This window comes from Candidatus Binataceae bacterium, assembly GCA_035650475.1.
GTDB lineage: Bacteria > Desulfobacterota > Binatia > Binatales > Binataceae > JAKAVN01.
This window is the reverse complement of sequence record DASRHP010000012.1, coordinates 692482-709397: the sequence shown is the minus strand read 5'-3', so window position 1 is coordinate 709397 and position 16916 is coordinate 692482. Positions and strand designations below refer to the sequence as shown.

Annotated in this window: 16 protein-coding genes, 1 tRNA gene and 1 other RNA gene; 8 read left to right on the top strand and 10 right to left on the bottom strand. The window is 67.3% G+C overall.

The genetic code is table 11. The features are described from left to right. Positions 1–2 precede the first annotated feature (2 nt). A complete protein-coding gene (locus tag VFB33_14835) occupies positions 3–686 on the bottom strand; it encodes a hypothetical protein (GenBank protein HZO82968.1) in 684 nt (227 codons plus the stop codon). A gap of 306 nt (positions 687–992) precedes the next feature. On the opposite strand from VFB33_14835, the gene frdA reads away from it, so the two are divergent. Genes frdA through VFB33_14810 form a run of 5 tightly spaced genes read left to right on the top strand, consistent with a single transcriptional unit; the run spans position 993 to position 4800 of the window. Continuing rightward, a complete protein-coding gene (gene frdA, locus VFB33_14830; GenBank protein ID HZO82967.1) occupies positions 993–2765 on the top strand; it encodes a fumarate reductase (quinol) flavoprotein subunit in 1773 nt (590 codons plus the stop codon). Next, on the top strand, positions 2743–3483 hold the full coding sequence (locus tag VFB33_14825; GenBank protein ID HZO82966.1) for a succinate dehydrogenase/fumarate reductase iron-sulfur subunit: 741 nt from the start codon (positions 2743–2745) through the stop codon (positions 3481–3483). Before frdA ends, VFB33_14825 begins: the two co-directional genes overlap by 23 nt. A 4-nt stretch (positions 3484–3487) precedes the next feature. Beyond that, complete coding sequence (locus VFB33_14820) at positions 3488–3895, top strand: hypothetical protein (protein ID HZO82965.1); 408 nt, start codon at positions 3488–3490, stop codon at positions 3893–3895. Next, positions 3896–4246, top strand: coding sequence for a fumarate reductase subunit FrdD (frdD, locus tag VFB33_14815; GenBank protein ID HZO82964.1), 351 nt, complete (start codon positions 3896–3898; stop codon positions 4244–4246). A gap of 38 nt (positions 4247–4284) precedes the next feature. Further along, positions 4285–4800: a hypothetical protein gene (locus tag VFB33_14810; GenBank protein HZO82963.1), complete on the top strand. Its 516-nt coding sequence runs from the start codon at positions 4285–4287 to the stop codon at positions 4798–4800. A gap of 25 nt (positions 4801–4825) precedes the next feature. On the opposite strand, the gene VFB33_14805 is transcribed toward VFB33_14810, so the two are convergent. Continuing rightward, entirely contained in the window at positions 4826–5668 is an 843-nt protein-coding gene (locus VFB33_14805; protein HZO82962.1) for an enoyl-CoA hydratase/isomerase family protein, read from the bottom strand. A 109-nt stretch (positions 5669–5777) separates the two neighbouring features. Between VFB33_14805 and VFB33_14800 the strand changes: the two genes are divergently transcribed. After that, a complete protein-coding gene (locus VFB33_14800) occupies positions 5778–6044 on the top strand; it encodes a hypothetical protein (GenBank protein ID HZO82961.1) in 267 nt (88 codons plus the stop codon). Positions 6045–6110: 66 nt separating this feature from the next. Here VFB33_14800 and clpA read toward each other — a convergent pair whose 3' ends face one another. Together clpA and clpS are read right to left on the bottom strand one after the other, a co-directional pair. Then, positions 6111–8459 carry an ATP-dependent Clp protease ATP-binding subunit ClpA gene (gene clpA, locus VFB33_14795; protein ID HZO82960.1) on the bottom strand — a complete coding sequence of 783 codons (2349 nt, stop codon included), beginning with the start codon at positions 8457–8459 and terminating at the stop codon, positions 6111–6113. 88 nt (positions 8460–8547) lie between these two features. Further along, entirely contained in the window at positions 8548–8931 is a 384-nt protein-coding gene (gene clpS, locus VFB33_14790) for an ATP-dependent Clp protease adapter ClpS (protein ID HZO82959.1), read from the bottom strand. Positions 8932–9063: 132 nt separating this feature from the next. Here clpS and VFB33_14785 point away from each other — a divergent pair, with 132 nt between their 5' ends. Beyond that, a complete protein-coding gene (locus tag VFB33_14785) occupies positions 9064–10254 on the top strand; it encodes a GNAT family N-acetyltransferase (GenBank protein ID HZO82958.1) in 1191 nt (396 codons plus the stop codon). Positions 10255–10266: 12 nt separating this feature from the next. On the opposite strand, the gene VFB33_14780 is transcribed toward VFB33_14785, so the two are convergent. After that, complete coding sequence (locus VFB33_14780) at positions 10267–11475, bottom strand: DNA recombination protein RmuC (protein HZO82957.1); 1209 nt, start codon at positions 11473–11475, stop codon at positions 10267–10269. Positions 11476–11674: 199 nt separating this feature from the next. Between VFB33_14780 and VFB33_14775 the strand changes: the two genes are divergently transcribed. After that, entirely contained in the window at positions 11675–12934 is a 1260-nt protein-coding gene (locus tag VFB33_14775) for an ArsA-related P-loop ATPase (protein ID HZO82956.1), read from the top strand. Here the strand turns inward: VFB33_14775 and rnpB are convergent. The 5 genes from rnpB to VFB33_14750 all read right to left on the bottom strand — a co-directional run bounded on the left by rnpB (position 12924) and on the right by VFB33_14750 (position 16897). Beyond that, positions 12924–13261: RNase P RNA component class A (gene rnpB / locus VFB33_14770), an RNA gene on the bottom strand. The genes VFB33_14775 and rnpB overlap by 11 nt on opposite strands. A 155-nt stretch (positions 13262–13416) precedes the next feature. After that, positions 13417–14121, bottom strand: a complete 705-nt coding sequence (locus VFB33_14765; protein HZO82955.1) for a C4-type zinc ribbon domain-containing protein — start codon at positions 14119–14121, stop codon at positions 13417–13419. Between the two features lie 111 nt (positions 14122–14232). Beyond that, positions 14233–14308, bottom strand: a tRNA-Ile gene (locus VFB33_14760). A 130-nt stretch (positions 14309–14438) separates the two neighbouring features. Then, the gene (dnaG, locus tag VFB33_14755) at positions 14439–16196 is read right to left on the bottom strand and encodes a DNA primase (protein ID HZO82954.1); all 1758 of its coding nucleotides are present in this window, start codon (positions 16194–16196) and stop codon (positions 14439–14441) included. After that, positions 16196–16897 (bottom strand): glycerophosphodiester phosphodiesterase family protein, encoded by a 702-nt coding sequence (locus VFB33_14750; GenBank protein ID HZO82953.1) that lies wholly within the window; start codon positions 16895–16897, stop codon positions 16196–16198. Before VFB33_14750 ends, dnaG begins: the two co-directional genes overlap by 1 nt. Positions 16898–16916 lie beyond the last annotated feature (19 nt).

Sequence of the window (16916 nt, the reverse complement as noted above, 5' to 3'; positions counted from 1 at the left end):
GACTATTTTGCGGCCTCCGGCTTCTTCAGCCCCAGCCGCTCGTAGTATTTCGCCGGCACTTTGGAACGGTCCTTGTAGATGATGAAGTTGCAGTGCTGCTTGCCGATCTCGTGGGCCGGCTCGACCACCACGAACGGCGCGCCGTGGGCCTCGATGTCCTGGCGCTCCATCACCGGCTCATGCGCGCAATACACCGGAAAGTCGTCGCGTCCGTAGGTCAGGAACTGCCTGCCCTTGACGGTGAGCAATGCGTCGGGCCCCTCGTACTTGCCTTCGAGCACCAGCCGTCCGCCGCTGCCGCACGGTCGCATCTGGATGACGATCTTCTCGTCGTCCTCCTCGATATGCAGCGGCTGGAGATGGGCACGCAGGCCGGCGGCAAACATCTTGACCCGCGCGCGCAGGTCGTCGGGCATCTTCTCCAGGTTGGGCAGCCACCACGACTTCACCCCTGCCTCCATCGCTTCCTCCAGCACCTTGTCGCCGAAGCGCCGGCCGATGAAGCTCAACGTGGCGGCGGCCCAGTTGCGATAGAGGTCGTGCATGCTGAGGAACTCGTTGTACATCCGGCGCGCCAGGCGCTTGGCGCCCTCGGGGTCGCCGCGCTCGATGGTTTCGACCAGGCGGTCGACCGTGAGCTTTTCCATCTCAGCAATTTCGTCCTTGCTCAGTATCCGTTCGGCCATCGCGATGCCTCCGTTGATTGCTCGCTTGAACCCGCATCCGGGCTTGCCCGAACCTAGCGCATCAGCCGCGCAATAGCGAAGCGCCAAGCGAAGACGCCGTTTTCTTGGCAGCCGGTATGCCCTGCGCTATACTCGCGCCGTTTTTGGGCGGTGGGGAGGTGCCGGCGAGTGCCATCGACGCGCCGATTGTGGCCGGCGCAAGGCGGGCGAACCGGGGTTCGAATTCCAAGCCGGCTTATGCATCAATACGGTTGAGAAGTAGCCCGGCTTATCATATGGTGGCGCACACCGAGGTCGGAAACTGCCGTGGAAACGTCTTCGCATGATGTGCTGTTGGTCGGTGGCGGTGGCGCTGCCCTGCGCGCCGCAATCGCCGTTGCCGAAACCAATCCCAAGCTCAGCGTCGCGGTCGTCTCGAAGGTCTACCCGATGCGCAGCCACACGGTGTCCGCCGAAGGCGGCGCCGCCGGGGTGGCCGGCGACGACGACACGCTCGACGAGCACGCTTATGACACCATCTCTGGCGGCGACTGGCTGAGCGATCAGGACGCGGTTGAGATCTTCGTCAACGAAGTCCCCAAGGAGCTGCTCCGCCTGGAGCACTGGGGCTGCCCGTGGAGCCGCCAGCCCGACGGCAAGATCGCGGTGCGCCCGTTCGGCGGGATGAAGAAGAAGCGCACGTGGCATGCCGCCGACAAGACCGGCTTCCACATGCTGCACACGCTCTTCCAGACTTCGCTGCGCTATCCGGTCGTGCGCTACGACGAGACCTTCGTCACCAAGCTGTTGGTCGAGGACGGGCGCGCCTGCGGTGTGGTCGCGATCGAACTCAAGAGCGGCAAGGTGCGGCTGATCATGGCCAAGGCGGTGATCATCTGCACTGGCGGATGCGGACGGGTGTTCCCCTACACCACCAACGCCAACATCTGCACCGGCGACGGGATGGCGCTCGCGTACGAGGCCGGCGCGCCGCTCAAAGACATGGAGATGGTTCAGTACCATCCCACCGGCCTACCCTTCACCGGCATTCTGATCACCGAAGCCGCCCGCGCCGAGGGCGGCCTGCTCTACAACAAGGACGGCTACCGCTACCTCCAGGACTACAACCTGGGCAAACCGCAGGCGCAGCCGGTGATGCGCAGTATGGAGCTCGGACCGCGCGACCGGCTTTCGCAGGCCTTCGTCAAGGAGATGGAGAAGGGGCGCACGATCAAGGGGCCTTACGGCGACGTGGTCCATCTCGACCTGCGCCATCTCGGCGAAGAGAAGATCAACGCCAAGCTCCCGATGGTGCGGGAGCTGTGCATGAAGTACGAGAACATCGACCCGGTGCACGAGATGATCCCGGTGCGCCCGGTCCAGCACTACATGATGGGCGGTATCCACACCGACACCAACGGCGCCACGCCGATTAAGGGGCTGTTCGCGGCGGGCGAAGCCGCCTGCGTCAGCCTCAACGGCGCCAACCGCCTGGGCTCCAACTCGCTCGGCGAGCTGCTGGTGTTCGGCGCGCGCGCCGGTAAGCTGGCCGCCCAGTACGCGGCGGAGGCTGCGATGCCGGGGCCCAATCCGGTCCTTGCACTGGGCGCCGACGAGGAGCGGCGGATCGAGCGCGACTACCTGCGCAAGACCGGCGGCAGCGAGAAGATCGCCGCGCTGCGCTCGGAGATGCAGCACGCGATGGAGGCCGGCGCTGGAATTTATCGCCATCGCGACTCGCTGGCACAGGCGACCACCCGGCTCGCCGAGCTCCAGGAGCGCTACAAGGGGATCGCGCTCGACGACCACAGCCTCGCCTTCAACACCCAACTGGTCGCGGCGCTCGAGCTGGGGTTCCTGCTCGACGTAGCCGAAACCATCGTGCAAAGCGGGTTGATGCGCGAGGAGTCGCGCGGCGCCCATCAGCGCACCGACTTCCCCGAGCGCGACGACAAGAAGTTCCTCGCCCATTCGCTGGTCTACAAGGGCAAGTACGGCCGCCCGACGGTCGAATATTTGCCGGTGACGATCACGCGCTGGCCCCCGGGCAAGCGGGTCTACGGAGAGCAGTCGACAGATGGCGGACACGATAGTCATTGAGGTCGCGCGGTACTCGCCAGAGAACGACGCCGCGCCGCATTTCACGCGCTACGAGGTCCCGCTGCGCAAGGACTGGATGGTCCTCGATGCGCTCAACTACATCAAGGACAACCTCGACGGCTCGCTCACCTTCCGCTGGTCGTGCCGGATGGGGATTTGCGGGAGCTGCGGGATGGTGGTCAACGGCTACGAGCGGCTGACCTGCGAGACCCAGCTCATCCAGTTCGTGCCGGGGCCGGTGCGAGTCGAGCCGCTGCGCCATTTTCCAATCGCGCGCGATCTGGTGATCGACATGACCGACTTCCTCGAGAAGCTCTCGAAGATTCGGCCCTGGATCATCCGCAAGGACACCACGCCGCCGGCACGCGAGTATCTCCAGACGCCCGAGCAACTCGGCCAGTTCCAGCAATACAGCCACTGCATCAACTGCATGCTGTGCTACTCGGCCTGCCCCGTGTACGGGATCGATCCGCACTTCATCGGACCCGCCGCGCTCGCGCTGGCCGAGCGCTACAACCTCGACTCGCGCGACCAGGGCGCCGACGAGCGGCTCGACATCCTCTCGCAGCACGACGGGATCTGGGATTGCACGGTTATCGGCGAGTGCTCCGAGGTCTGCCCCAAAGAGGTCGATCCCTCGCTCGCCATCCAGGAGTTCAAGCTCACCGCCACCAAGGAATGGTACAAGTCGTTGCTGATGCCGTGGGGAGGCAAGTGAGGCGATGCCGGTTTATTCGCAATACCAGCCGCGGGAGTACCATCGCGCATTTTCCAACTGGTGGTGGCTCGGGCGCTTCAACTATCTGAAATTCATCCTGCGCGAGTTCTCCAGCCTCTTCGTCGCTTACTTCCTGGTGGTGACGCTGCTCCAAGTCTGCGCGCTGGCCGCGGGCAAGGCGAGCTACGCCGCCTTCGAGGCCTGGATGGAGCAGCCGCTGATGGTGGTGGTCAACTTCATCACCTTCCTCTTCCTGCTCCTGCACACGGTGACCTGGTGCAACCTGGTGCCGCGCGCGGTCTATCCGCGCCATCGCGGCCATCCGGTCTCCAAGGCCGCCGCGGCGCTGCCGAGCTATATCGTGTGGGTCGTCGCCACGGTAGTGGTGGCGTTCTTCATCCTGGGGGCATAAATGGGCAAGCGCGCCAACGAACCGGCGGTCTGGTTCCTGTTCGGCACGGGCGGCTTTGTCGCCGGCTACCTGCTGCCGATCCACATCCTGCTCTTCGGTATCCTGATCCCGCTCGGCGTGGTCGCCGATCCGGGCTACGAGAAGCTGCACCATCTGGTCGAGCATCCGCTCGCGCGCATCTACCTGGTGGTGTTGTGCTTCTTCGGTTTCTTCCATGCCGCCCACCGGATTCGCCTGACCCTGGTCGATTTCCTGCGGATCAAGCACCTTGAAACCGCGCTCGGCGTGGTCCTGTATTTCGCAGCGGCTATCGGTTCGCTCTTCGCACTGCACCTGGCGCTCGCGGTCTGACAGCGCGGCAGCGTCGCCCGCCGGCGCACGCACCGGTCGTGAGCCTCGGTTCAAGCTGGAGATGGCTGCGGCGCGAGTTTGCCGCGGCCCGTCCGGTCTTTCTCTTCTTTCTCGTCGGCTTTCTGCTGGTGCTGCTGATCGTCAAGCTTGCACTGGCGCAGTATTCGATCGAAATAAGCACCTTCGGACGCGCGCTGGTCGGCGCCTTCATCGCGGCCAAGGTCGTTCTGCTCTTTGACGAGACGCCGCTCGGCCGGCTCTTTGCCCACTCGCCGCGGCTCGTCGCGGTGATCTACAAGACGGTGGCCTACGGGCTGGGCGTGCTCATTCTGGGATACATCGAACGCATCATCGACGCATGGCGCGCGCGGGGCTCGCTGGGCGAGGCGGTTCGCTTCGTCACCGAGCAGATGGGCGCACATCGGCTGCTCGCGGTATCGCTCGGGATAAGCCTGGTGTTCGGCGTGTATTTCACGCTCGCCGAGATCAGTGCCTACGTCGGGCGCGAGGAGCTGCTCGATCTGTTCCTCAGGCGCCCGCGGGCGCGCAGGTAGCGAGACTCGCCGGCCGCCGCGCGTGTCAGCGGCCCTGGGCGTCGGGGACGCCGACGCCCGCGAGGAAATCGCTGCGCGCCTTCATCGGGTCGGCCGCGACCGCCGCGTTGTAGGCGTTCATCATAAGACGCGCGTCGTCGCTGCACATCACGTCGCGCATCTCGGCGCGCTCAATATACAAGCCCTCGGCAAGCGGCAGGTCGGCTCCCAGATGGACCGCGCGCTTGATCGCGGCAATCGAGCGCGGCGGCCGCTTCGCCAGCGTCCGCGCCCATCCCGTCGCAAACGCCATCAGCGTGTCCGGCGCAATTACCCGGTTGACCATTCCCATCCGCTCGGCCTCGCGCGGCGCGTACGCCGTCCCGAACAGCATCGCCTCCAGCGCCCTGCCCCGCCCGATAAGCCGCGGCAGTCGCTGGGTACCGCCGCCGCCCGGCAGGATGCCGAGCACAACCTCGGGCAGTCCAATCTGGTAGGGGCCGTCGGCGGCCAGGCGCAGGTCGCAGGCAAGCGCCAGTTCGTAGCCGCCGCCCATGCAGTCGCCGTTGATCGCGGCGATCACCGCCTTGGGCATCAGCATCAACCGATCCAGCATTCGATGAAATCCGGCCTCCATCTCGGGAAAGACGCGCGCGCACTCACCCGGGTCGGCCGCCATCCGCGCCAGCTCGTCCACACTGTAGTGGGTGATGAACTTGCCTTCGATAGCGCCGGTGATCACAATCGCGCGCAGCTCGGCGTCGGCCTCGGCACGGCCGATAAGCTCCAGCAGTTCGCGGGCGGCCGGCGCGACGAAGTAATTCATCGGCTCGTTGCGGTAGCTCCATACCTCGACGCGTTCATGGCGCTCAACGCTGAAATGTTTCATCACGCTCGCGATTCCTCCTGGCCGTCCGCCTAGCCCGCTGCCCGCGTGCTGTCAAGGCGATTGAGCGGCTTAGGCGCGAGGTCTAGGCTCGGAATATCGGGGCGACGCCATGACGACCAAGATCGACATCGACCTCAAGGGCGGCTTCCTGCAAAGCCTCAAGCGCGAGGTGCTCGCCCAGCTCACGTCCGAAGAGCGCGCCGTGATCGAGGTCTCGACCGGCGAGATGGGCAACAAGCCCGACGCGGTCAAGCTCGGCTGGCTCAAGATGCGGACCAAAGAGACCTGGACCAAGCAGCGCTACGCCCGCGCGCTCGACCGCGTGATGAAGCGGCTTAAGGAGCTGGTCGAAGCCGAAGCGGCGAAAAAGCAGTAGGCCGCAGGTTCTCGGCCTCTCGCTCGCTCGCGCCAGATAGGCGCGGGAATGACGGAAACCAGATCGTCAGTCGGCCGGTTCGGCGGGCGCAGACGATTTTACGGCTGCGGACGCAAAGGCGTAAATCAGCTTGTCGCCGGCAAGATCGACCCTGGCCACGCCGCCCTTGCTGAGCGCGCCGAACAGCACCTCGTCGGCGAGCGCGCGCGCGATCTCGGATTCGATAAGCCGCCCCAGCGGGCGCGCGCCGAAGCGCGGGTCGAAGCCGCGCTCGGCGAGCCATTTCCTCGCCGCCGGCGACACTTCGAGCCGCACCTTCTGTGCGGCCAGGCGCTCGGCCAGCTCGCCGACGAACTTGTCCACCACGCGCGCGATGATCTGGGGGCTGAGCCCGGCGAATTCGATGATCGCGGAGAGCCGGTTGCGGAATTCGGGACTGAACATTCGGTCGATGGCGGCGCGCGGATTGCCGACATTGACCCCGGTGCCGAAGCCGATCATCGTGCGCGCCAGCTCCTGCGCGCCGGCGTTGGTCGTCATCACGATGATCACGTTGCGGAAGTCGGCCTTGCGCCCGTTGTTGTCGGTCAGCGTCGCATGGTCCATCACTTGGAGCAGGATGCTGAAGAGGTCCGGATGGGCCTTCTCGATCTCATCGAGCAGGAGCACGCAGTGCGGATTCTTGTTGATCGCGTCGGTCAGCAGCCCGCCCTGGTCGAAGCCGACGTAGCCCGGCGGCGCACCAATCAGCCGCGAGACCGTGTGGCGCTCCATGTACTCGCTCATGTCGAAGCGCAGGAATTCCACCCCCATCACGCGCGCGAGCTGGCGGGCGACTTCGGTCTTGCCGACGCCGGTGGGGCCGGCGAACAGAAACGCGCCGACCGGGCGGTCGGGATGCGACAGGCCCGAGCGCGCCAGCTTGATCGCGCGCGCCACCGCCTCGATCGCGCTATCCTGGCCGAAGACGACCTGCTTGAGCTCGGTTTCAAGGTTCTGCAACCGCGCGCGGTCGGTTGACGACACCGTGCGTTCGGGAATCCGCGCCATCCGCGCCACCGTGCGCTCGGCATCGCGCGCGCCAACCGTCACCGGCTCGGGGCCGCCGGCGCGCAGGCGCGCCGCCACTCCCGCCTCGTCCATCACGTCAATTGCCTTGTCGGGCAGGTATCGATCGTTGATGTAGCGCGCGGAAAGCTCGACCGCGGCGCGGATCGCGGGCGCCGTGTAGCGCACGTTGTGATGCTTTTCGTAGTAGCTCTTGAGGCCGTTCAGGATCTGTATCGCCTCGTCCTGGCTGGGCTCGGCGACGTCGATGCGCTGGAAACGCCGGCCGAGCGCCTTGTCGCGATCGAACGAGCGCTTGTACTCCTGGTAAGTGGTCGAGCCGATACATCGCAGCTCGCCCGAGGCGAGCGCCGGCTTGAGCAAGTTGGAGGCATCCATCGTCGAGCCCGACGCCGAACCAGCGCCGACGATGGTGTGGATCTCGTCGATGAAGAGCACGATCTTGGGATTGCCGCTGGCGGCCTTGATCACCGCCTTGAGCCGCTGCTCGAAATCACCGCGAAAGCGCGTGCCGGCGAGCAGCGCGCCCATATCGAGCGCGTAGATCTCGACGCCCTTAAGCGCCTCGGGCACGCGCCCCTCATGGATCGCCAGCGCCAGCCCCTCGGCAAGCGCGGTCTTGCCTACCCCGGCCTCGCCGACGAACACCGGGTTGTTCTTGCGCCGGCGCAAGAGGATGTGGATGGCGCGCTCGACCTCGTGCTTGCGCCCGATAAGGGGATCGATCTGGCCCTTGGCTGCGCGCTCGGCGAGATTTATCGCGTAGCGTTTGAGCGCGCGTGCCGGCGACAGTTTCGGCGCCCCGCCCTCCTCCTCGTCCTCGCCCTCGGCCTCCTCGCGCTCCTCTTCGGCCTCGCCGTCGTCGGTGCCGCGCACCCTGCGCTCCTCGTCGGCGCCGACCTTGGAGACGCCGTGAGAGATGAAGTTGATCACGTCGAAGCGGGTGACGCCCTCCTCCTCGAGGAAGTTCACCGCCAGGGACTGGTCCTCGTGAAACATCGCGACCAGCACCGCGGGTCCGTTGATCTCCGCGCGTCCGGCCGACTGCGCATGGAGCGCTGCGCGCTGGAGCGCGCGTTGCACGCCGAGCGCGTAGCGCGGCGCGAAATCGCGCCCGCGCGGAAGCTGCTCGAGCTCCTCGTCGAGGTAGCCCTGAAGCTTGCGGCGCAGCGTGTCGAGATTGGCGCCGCAGTGGCGCAGCACGTTGCTGGTCGTGTAGTCGTGGAGCATCGCATAGAGCAGATGCTCCAGGCAGACGTACTCGTGGCGCCGGTTCTGCGCCTCGGTCATCGCCAGTTGCAGCGTGACCTGCAACTCGCGGCTCAGCATCACACCCGAGGCCGGCATCGCCCCTATCCCCGGCCCCCGGGACGCCGCCCCCTGCGCTTCGATAGCGTGCTGTTCATCCTCGATCAGTGTAGCACGCCCGGCCGTCCTACGCCTTCTCCATCACGCACTTCAGCGGGTACTGGCTCTCGCGCGCCAACTCCTCGACCGTGCGCACCTTGGTCTCGGCGATCTCGTACGGATAAACCCCCGCCACACCCATCCCGTTCTGATGCACGTGAAGCATGATGCGGGTCGCTTCGGCGTGCGGCTTGTGAAAAACCTGCTTGAGAATTTCGACCACGAATTCCATCGGCGTGTAGTCGTCGTTGAGCAGGATCACCTTGTACATGGGCGGCCGCTTGGTGCGGGTCTCCGGCCGCGTGCGCCGTTCGACTACGGTGTCGCCGCCCGGGATGCGGCCGCCGCCGCCCGCGCCGTCGTCGTCGCGCCGGCGCGCCCGTTCCGTTATGCGATGCTGTTCGTCGCTCATCGCCAGGTCAGAGGGGCCGAAAGCGCCCTGTTTGATTAATAGCAAATCCCCGCGCGGCGAGGGGAGCCCGCAGGGTAAGCGCTTTGCGCGGATAGCGGGCGAGGCTAAGCTGCCTTGGAGGGGGGACCGGCGATGAGCGAGGAAGCCGCCACGATCGAAGTCGACGTCGTTGAGGGCATCGAGCGCATCGCGCGTGCGGAATGGAACGCGCTCGTCGCCGACGAGGACAGCCCATTCGTCGACTGGGACTGGCTGTTCGCGATGGAGCATTCCGGAAGCGCGGCGCGCGCCAGCGGATGGGCGCCGTGCCACCTGGTGATCCGCGGTGGCAAGGCGCGCCGCATCCTCGCCGCCTGCCCGCTCTATCTCAAGAGCCACAGCATGGGCGAGTTCGTCTTTGATCACGGATGGGCTGACGCCGCAGCACGCGCCGGCATCCGCTACTATCCCAAGCTGCTGGTGGGCGTGCCGTTCACGCCGCATACGGGGCGCCGTTTCCTGACCGCACCCGGCGCCGACCGCGCGCGGCTGGTCGCCGCGCTCGGCCGCGCCCTCATCCAGCTCTGCGCCGACAACCGGCTGTCCTCGGCACATGTCACTTTCTGCCTGCCCGAAGAGGCCGAAGTTCTGCGCACGCTCGGCTTCATGGAGCGGCTGGGCTACCAGTACCACTGGCGCAACGCGGACTTCGCGAGCTTCGACGACTATATCGGCGCGCTCAAGAGCAAGCGGCGTTACGCGGTGCGCCACGAACGCGCGGCGCTCGTCGCCCAGGGCGCGACGATCCGCGTTTTTAGCGGCGACGAGATTCCGGACTCGATCTTCGGGCCGATGTTTGATCTCTACCTCTCGACGATCGACAAGCTCTACTGGGGGCGGCAGTACCTCACGCGCGAGTTCTTCAGCGAGATGCGCGCGCGCTTCAAACGCCACATCTGCCTGGTGTGCGCCTACCGCGGGCGCAAGCTTATCGCCGGCACCTTCAACCTCCAGAAGGCGGGCGTGATGTACGGGCGGTACTGGGGATGCTTCGAGGAGCTCAAGTACCTGCATTTCAATGTCTGTTATTACGCCGCCATCGAGCACTGCATCGCGCGCGGCCTCAAGCGCTTCGAGCCCGGCGCGGGTGGCGAATACAAGTGGCTGCGCGGCTTCGATCCCGCGCTCACCCGCAGCGCGCATTTCGTCGCGCACGAAGGGATGCGCCGCGCGGTTGCGAATTTCCTCGCGCGCGAGCGGCGCGAGGTCGAACTCTGGATCGCCGAAGGACGCGCGCGCAGCCAGCTCAAGGCGCCCCCGCCCTCCGACCTCGAGACGCAGTAGCCTCGGCGCGCGCTACTTCGCCGCGCGCACGCCGTTGGCTTCCTCGGGCGGAGCGGCGGGCTCGCGCGGCGTGACGTCGATTTTCTCGAGATCGCCGAGCTCCTTTTTGCCGACCACGCCCAGCTCGCGCAGGCGCCGCGCCCACGGCAGAACCCGTCCCTCGAACGAACCGACCGCCTCGTTGAACGCGCCGACCGACGATTTCAGCGAGGCGCCGACGCGCCGCAGATGCTCGACCATCGTGGCGAAGCGATCAGCCAGTTCGCGCCCCATCTCGCTGATCCGCTGCGCGTTCTCGGCGAGCTGTTCCTGGCGCCAGCCGTAGGCCACCGCGCGCAGCAGCGAGATCAGCGTGGTCGGTGTAGCCAGGATCACGCGCTGGGCGACACCCTGCTCGATCAGCGCCGGATCCTGCTCGAGCGCCGCGCTGAAGAACGGCTCGCCGGGCAGGAACAGCACGACGAACTCAGGCGCCGGCTGAAACTGGTCCCAGTACGCCTTGGAGGCGAGCTGGTTGAGATGCGCGCGCACCTGCTGCGCATGCCGGCGCAGCCGCTCCTGGCGCGCCTCCTCGGTCGGCGCTTCGAGCGCTTCCAGATAGGCCTGCAAGGGCACCTTGGCGTCCACGATGATGTTCTTGCCGCCGGGCAATTGGACGCGCAGGTCGGGGCGCAAGCGGCCGTCTTCGCCGACGGCCGTCGCCTGCTGGTAAAAGTCGCAACGCTCGACCATCCCGGCCATCTCGACCACCCGCTTGAGCTGGATTTCGCCCCAGCGGCCGCGCACCGTCGGCGCGCGCAGCGCGCGCGCCAGATTGGCGGCCTCGGCGCGCAGCTCCTTCTGCGCCGCGAGCAGCGAATTTACCTGCTCGCCGAGCGCGCCGTAGTCCTGGCGGCGCGCACCTTCGATTTCACGGATCTGCTGGTCCAGCTTGCCCAGCGATTCCTTCACCGGGCTCACCAGCGAGCCCAGTTTCTGATCGGCGAGCGTAAGGAAGCTGCCGTGGCTCGCCTCGAAGGCTTCGGTGGCGACCGCGCGGAAAGTGTCGGAGAGCTGGCGTTCGGTGCTCTCCAGCAGCGCCCGCTGCTCGGCAAAGCTGCGCTCGCGCTCTTCCATCCGCGCGTTGATCTCGCGCACCGCGCCCTCCCATCGGCGCGCGGCGAGGAGCCAGGCGACCACCGCCCCCACCGCCACTCCAAGCAAAGCCACCAGCAATTCCATCTGCGAAGCCCTCCCGTACGGAGGCCGAGCCTCACGCCCGGTAGAGATTGTAGCCCCGGCGCGAAACCCGCGTCCATTTGGCCTTTGCGGCTTCTCCACAACTTTCGCGTCGCGGCGCGCCGGATACAGCGCACCGCCCGTCGCCTTCTGCTATCTTGACGCCGGGCACGCCCGATTCGTCCGCCTGCTACGGTTCCCCGTGAAAGACCTGCTCAAACCCCACTCGATCCTGATCCTTCTTGGCCCCGGCGGGGTGGGCAAAACCACGATGGCCGCCGCGCTCGGCGTCGCGGCCGCCCGCGCGCGGCTCAATACCGCGGTTATCACGGTCGATCCGGCGGCTCGCCTGCGCGACGCGCTCGGCCTGGCGCGCCTGGGCGGCAAACCGACGCGACTCGATCCGCGCCGCCTGCGCGCCGCAGGGCTCGACCCAGCGCTTAAGCTCTCGGCGATGGTGCTCGACGTGAAGGGCGAATGGGACGCGATGGTGGCCGAACATGTCAGCGATCCAGCCGCCCGCCGCCGCATCCTCGACAACCCCTTCTACCAGAGCCTCAGCTCGCAGTTCGCCGGCGCCGACGCCTACGCCGCGCTCGAGGCGCTGCATGATCTTCACGGCGCCGGACGCTTCGACTTCCAGGTCGTCGATACGCCGCCCGCCGCGCACGCCTTCGAGTTCGTGCAGGCGCCGGCGCGGCTGGTGCGCCTACTCGACTCGCAGGCCGCGCGCCTGCTCTTCGCGCCGAGCACGCTTTCAGCCTCGCTCGCGCTGCGCCTTGCCAGTCATGCGACGCGCTTCGTCGCGCGCGAGCTGGAACGCTTCACCGGTCCCAGCATGCTGTTGTCGATCGCCGAGTTCTTCGCCGCCGCGGCGGGCGCGACGGGAGGGATGGCGGCGCGTATGCGCAAGGTCGAGGCGCTGTTGCGCTCGCCCGCGGTGCGCTTTGCGCTGGTAACGACCGCCGAACCGGAGCGGCTGCACCAGGCGCGCCGGCTGGTCGGCGAGATGGAGGCCGAGAGGCTGCACCTGGGCGCGATCGTGATCAACCGCTTCATTGACGAGGCGGTATGGCAAAGCTGCAATGCAAGCCGGGGAACGTCGCGGCTTGGCATTCTGGAGGAAGTTGCGCCGCTGCGGGAAGCGCTCGGCGTCTCGAAGCCGGCGGACGACGGCGCGGAGGCGGTCGCGGCATATCTCGAGGGCTATCGCGAGCGCGCGCGTCGCGGGATGCGCCGCGTGGCGCGCTTCGTCGAGGAGATTGGGCCGCGCGTGCCGGTCGTGATCGCGCCGGAGATCCGGCCGCGCACCTCGAGTCTCATCGCGCTCGGACCGCTTGCGGATTTTCTTCTTGCATCGCCGATCGTCAGGGGGCGCGAAGGCGCGCCGGAGGCGGCGCTCAAGCGCTCGCGCCCGCCGTCAGCGCGGCCCGATGCAGCGGCGGCTCAGATGCCGGAGTGAGCCTGTAAGCCGGGTTCTGTGCCCTTGCGGGCGGCGATCATTCATCTGGGCCGTGCGATTGCTCGCCGGCTCAAGCGACCATACCCGAGGGATTACGAGCGGGCCACTCACCCTCCTATTTGGTCTTGCTCCGGGTGGGGTTTAGCATGCGCGCGCGATCGCTCGCGCGCCGGTGGGCTCTTACCCCGCCATTTCACCCTTACCCTTGCGGGCGGTGTCTTTTCTGTGCCACTTTCCGCGGGTCACCCCGCGCCGCCGTTAGCGGCCACCCTGCCCTGCGGAGCCCGGACTTTCCTCCCCTTGCGGGGCGATCGCCCGGCCCACTCCGGCACCTGGGATTGTAGCATCAGTCTCTGGCCAGACCCTCGCGGCCACCGCTGCGGTGATGGAGTCTTCCGGAACGGCGCCTCAAATCATGCGGCCCAAAGCAACCGCGCGCGAGGTCCTTCGGCTGCGATCGAAGGCCCGTGTCACTCACGAGGCTAACCCTCGTAGTAGAGGATCCTCTGGCAATTGGGGCAGAAGTAGATTTGCAGGTGTTTCTGGATCTCGTTATAAAGCTGCGGCGGCAGGCGCATCCGGCATCCCTGGCAGGTGCACGACCTCGCCACCGCCACCGCCAGGCCGCCGCGCCGGCTGAAGATCATCTCGTAGCGCTGAAGCAGCCCCGGCTCGACCTGCGCCGCCTGCTTGTCGCGCTCGGCGCGCTGGCGCGCGATGGACATCTTGAGCTCCTCGAGCTCGCCAGCGATCTCCTTCTCGGCGGTCTTGAGCTCGACGCGCTTTTTCTCGATCAGCTCGCTGAGCTCCTTGATCCGCGGGCCGCGCGGCTCGGCCGCCTGCATCGCGGCCAGCACCTCGGCTTCCAGCCGCTGGTTGTTCTCGCGCAACGCCTCGACCTCGTGGCCGAGCGCCTGGAGTTCCTTGTCGTTGCGCACCAGGTTGAGCCGCATCCGTTTGTTGCGGATGTGCGCCTCGCCCTCGGCCAGCTCGCGTTCGAGCTGGGCGCGGGCGGCGGATGCCTGTTGATCTTCCTGGGTGAGCCGATCGAGTTCGGCCTGGGAGGTTTCAATTTCGCTGCGGAGCTGGTGGACGCGTCCCGCGACCGAAGACAACGCTTGCTCGAGCTCCTGCAAGTGCCGGTCGATGGTCTGCAGGGCCATCAGCCGGGCTATCTCTTCACGCAATTCCGCCTCCGTGGGATGCGGGCCGATTGGCGCGTCGCGGCGCTCGACAACAGGCGCCGCGCTCTTCGCGCAGCGGACGCAAACCGAATCGTGCCCGTCTGTTAATGGGTATGGGCCCACCAGGATTTGAACCTGGGACCAGCCGGTTATGAGCCGGCAGCTCTGAACCGGACTGAGCTATGGGCCCTTGCGAGCGCATCAGGCTATCACCATCGTACCAACTTTCGCGCGTACATTTAAGGGGAGTTTGAACCAAATCTGCGCCGCAATTTTCATCCGACGTTCGCAATACTGGATGCAGCATGGCGACATTGCGTTCAACCGCCGCCGCGGCGCAGGGCGATCAGCTCCTGCGCCGCGGCCGCCGCCTCCTCGGCGCTCGCCGCGCCCTGCGCCGCCCGCCGCCGCGCTTCCAGCGCGCGCCGGCGGACGCGCCGCGCCAGCGCCTCGGCGTAGTCGTGCGCCAGCATCCGCGCCTGCTCGAAGGTATCGAGCAGCGGGCCGACGGCGAGCGCGCTTAGCCTTGAGCGTAGCGCTTCGTCCAGACGCTGGATGACGCCGGCTTCCAGCGCCGCTGGCGGTTCGTCGCTGGCGCACACTTGGGCGAACGTCGCCGCTAGCGCGGCGTCCTCGAACATTTCGGCGTGCGCGGCGAGCTCGCCACGAAGCTGCGGATGGAGCAACGCGACCGCGAGCAGGGCGACCTCCGCAGCCGCCGCGCCGTCGAAAACACCGGCGCTCTCGACGCTTGCGGGGGCCCTGGCGCGTCCGGGGCGCGCCGCGTCGGATACCCCGCGCCCCGCGCGCCGAGCCTGCGCGCGCAGCAGCTCCTCGCTCACGCCCAGCGCGTCGGCCGCCCTGCGCGCGAGCAGATCAAACTCGAAGGCGTTCTGCACCTGGCGCAAAAGTCCAGCGACCTCCTGCGCCGCACGCGCACGCGCTTCCAGCGAGCCGCGCGCCCGCGCCGCCTGCTCGGCGATATAGTAGTCGACCAGCAGCCCGGCCGAATCGACCAATTCGCCGAACGCCGCCGCACCGCGCTCCTTGACGAACGTGTCTGGATCAAAGCCGGCTGGGAGGAAGATGCCGCGCCCGAGCATCCCCGCCGCGAGAAATATCTCCAGTGCGCGCAGCGACGCCTTGCGTCCCGCCGCGTCGCCGTCGAAGCAGGCAAGAACGTTGCGCGTATGGCGCCCGAGCAGCCGTAGCTGGTCGACCGTGAGCGCCGTGCCGAGGCTCGCGACCGTTTCCTCGAACCCAGCCTGCCATACCGTGATCGCGTCGAGATAGCCTTCGACCACGATCGCGCGGTCAGCCTTGGCGATCGCCGCGCGCGCTTCGTAAAGCCCGTACAGACTGCGCGCCTTGGAGTAGAGCGGCGATTCGGGCGAGTTGATGTACTTGGGCAGGCGCTGGTCGAGCACTCGTCCGCCAAACGCGATCGCGCGTCCCTGCGTGTCGCGGATCGGAAACATCAGCCGCCCACGAAACAGGTCGCGTGCGCCGCCGGCGTCCTGGCGGACCAGGCCGACCGTCGCCGCCGCCTTGAGCAACCCGCGCCGCTCCAGCGCGCCCGCCAGATTGGCCTGGCGGTCGGGGGCGAAGCCGAGCTTGAAGGTCCGCGCGGTCTCGACGCTGAGACCGCGGCGCACCAGGTAGTCGCGCGCCGACGCGCCCTCGGGCGTCTTCCACAACACATGCTCGAAGAAATCGGCGGCGACCTGGTTGGCGCGCAGCGCCGCCTCGCGCTCGCTCCTGCCTGGCCCCGCCTCGCCCCCGCTTGCGGGAAGCGCCACGCCGTAGCGCCGCGCGAGCGATTCGACCGCCTCCGGGAAGCTCAAGCCCTCGGTGCGCATGATGAAGTTGAATACGCTGCCGCCGGCACCGCATCCGAAGCAGTGGAAGAATCCGCGCTCGGCGTTGACCGAGAACGACGGCGTCTTCTCGCTGTGAAAAGGACAGAGGCCGACGAAGTTGCGGCCCGCGCGGCGCAACCGCACCTGCGCTCCGATGACCTCGACGATATCGGCGCGGTTGCGGACCTCTTCGATCTTGGCGTCGGAATAGCGCGCCATCAGGTTCCCAGCACTCGGCGCAAGCGCTCTGGATAGTTCGTCATTATGCCATCCACGCCGGCCGCGATAAGCCGCCGCATCGCGCGCCGCCGGTCCACCGTCCAGGTCAGGACCCGAAGGCCGCGCCGATGCGCCTCGGCGCAGAGCTCCGGCCGCACCAGGTCGAAGCGCGGCGCGACCGCGTACGCGCGCATCGCGGCCGCCGCTTCAATCATCGCAAGCCGGTCGCCGCTCGCAAGTAGTGCGATACGGATCCGCGGCTCTGCCTCGGCAACGAGCCTGAGCTGATTCCACTCGAAGCTGGATACCACCGTGCTGCCGATCGCGTCGTGCCGGCGCACGATCTCGCATACCGCGCGTTCGAGCCCGCTTGCCTTGAGCTCAATATTCATCCCGCATCGACCGCCAAGCGCCACCGCCACCTCGTCGAGCGTCGGGATCCGCTCGCCGCGAAAGCGCGCGCCAAAGCGGGCGCCCGCGTCCAATCGTTTCAGCGCCGCAAGCTCCATCGCCGCAACCTCGCCGCGGCCGCCGGTCGTGCGACGCACCGTGGCGTCGTGGATTACGACCACCTCGCCGTCGCGGCTCATCCGGACGTCGAACTCGCACATGTCGGCGCCGGCCTCGAGTGCGGCCAGGAATGCCCTAAGCGTGTTTTCCGGGTAGTCGCCGCTGGCCCCGCGATGGGCGATGGTCAGCATCGTCCGCCCCGTACCCAGT